Raw genomic sequence first — 1,854 nt, 5'->3', positions numbered from 1 at the left:
CGCCTAAAATACTTGGATTTGTCCTGGGAAGATAGGTAATTGCCAAACTTTTTTATTTTTTAAAAATTATGTTAACTGATTATAGTATATTTAATAGATTTGAAAGAGGCTGTGTTAAAAAGTTATAAGTTTAGCTTCTTTTTTTATTAGAAAAAGACAAGTGAATATTTATTTTAATTTTGAAGATAAATATCAGGTTTAATATGCTGGAAAGATTTATAACGTATTTGTTATTTAAATGAGAGTTGTCATAAGTAGATACAGGGATATAACGATGATACCCCTGATAAAAAAAGAAAAAATATTATTTTAGTGGTATAACAAATTTATGTTATTTCTTATTGAAACATAAAAGTTATTACAAATTTTGTTTAACAAGAGAATAATTGTTAGAAAATAAATAAAATATTATTTCTATTTTTTAAATAGAGTTTAGTATCAAAACATAAGTTTTGTTCTAAATTTATATTTTTAGTAAAATAGTTATAATTTTTGCGTTCAGTTTTAAATTAGTTTTACTATAATTCAATGTATTTTTCATTTTCAAAAGTAAAAATTTTGTATTGACCATTACCTATTAATTTTCGTTCATCCAGATCATCGGCTTCTTTATTTTGAATGTGATTAAAAAATAATTCTAGAACGGTTCCATGTGTTACAACTAAAATATTTCCTGATTTTTGTTCTTTTCTAATTTTATGTAATCCTTTTAAAAAACGTTCTAATCCGTCTTTTAATTCTTCTCCTTTTATATTTTTTGCATTATAGTTTTTTACATCATAAAAATAGTTATGAGCTTCTTCTGGAAATTTAAGGAAAGTTTCTTTGAATGTCATTCCTTGCCATTCTCCAAAATAAATTTCATTTAATTCAGATAGTTTTTGTAATTTTAATTTGTGATCAGCAGTTTTTGATTTTTCATAGTTGTTATTTTGTAAAATTATCTCTGCAGTAGCAATTGTTCTTCCTACTTGGCTTGTGTAAACTGCTTTAAATTTTGTATCTTTAAGCTTTATGGCAGTTTCTTTTACTTTTTCAATTCCTTTTAATGTAAGTGGCGAATTTAGCTGTCCTTGAAATTTTTCCAGTACATTCCACTCAGTTTGTCCGTGTCTAACAATGTAAAGTTTTAATTTATTATCCATACTTTTTTTATCCTTTCTGTAATTTTTTCGTGTAATATTTATTAAAAATAATAGATATGTTCAATAACTAGTATTTTTTATTTTTTAAATATATACTAAAACTCATTCAAAATTGAACTATTAAAGATTATATAAACTTAGGTTTTGAGTAAAATAGCTATAATTTTTAAGTTCAGTTTTAAATTAGTTTTGCTATATTATATCATTTTCTATAGGTGAACTACTCCCGCTTTTAGAAGCGGGAGCTTCTTGGAAAGTATCTGCTTCTGTTAGCCAAATATATTTACCAAGCTCTTCGGACAGTCCCTGCCCTGTTTTTTTGTTTCCTAATATTTCAACATTTCTTTTCCAACAGCTCTTATATTCAGTGCCGCATTGTAATCTCTATCAATTTCAATTCCACAACACTCACATTTATAACTTCTTTCTGATAATTTCAGTTCCTCTTTAATATTTCCACATTTACTGCAAGTTTTCGATGATGGAAACCACTTATCTATCTTCAAAAATTGCTTTCCTAAAAACATCAGTTTATACTCAAGCATCCTCAAAAACATTCCCCATCCATTATCTCCTACACTTTTCCCAAAATTTAATGCCTGACTCATCCCTTTCATATTCAAATCCTCAACAATCACAGCATTATGTTTTTTGGACAATTTTTTCGATAATTTATGCAAAAAATCTCTTCGACAATTTTTAATATACT

The 1,854-nt window shown here is 25.8% G+C and carries 2 protein-coding genes; both read right to left on the bottom strand.

Going from position 1 to position 1,854, the window contains the following annotated elements:
* Positions 1-518: 518 nt before the first annotated feature.
* Positions 519-1,145 carry a histidine phosphatase family protein gene (locus tag ACO409_RS10795; RefSeq protein WP_485557147.1) on the bottom strand — a complete coding sequence of 209 codons (627 nt, stop codon included), beginning with the start codon at positions 1,143-1,145 and terminating at the stop codon, positions 519-521.
* Between the two features lie 326 nt (positions 1,146-1,471).
* A partial coding sequence (locus ACO409_RS10790; RefSeq protein ID WP_485557145.1) for an RNA-guided endonuclease InsQ/TnpB family protein occupies positions 1,472-1,854 on the bottom strand: 383 nt, incomplete at its 5' end.

The sequence above is a fragment of the Leptotrichia sp. genome, from assembly GCF_057270615.1.
This window is presented reverse-complemented; position numbering and strand designations above follow the sequence as displayed.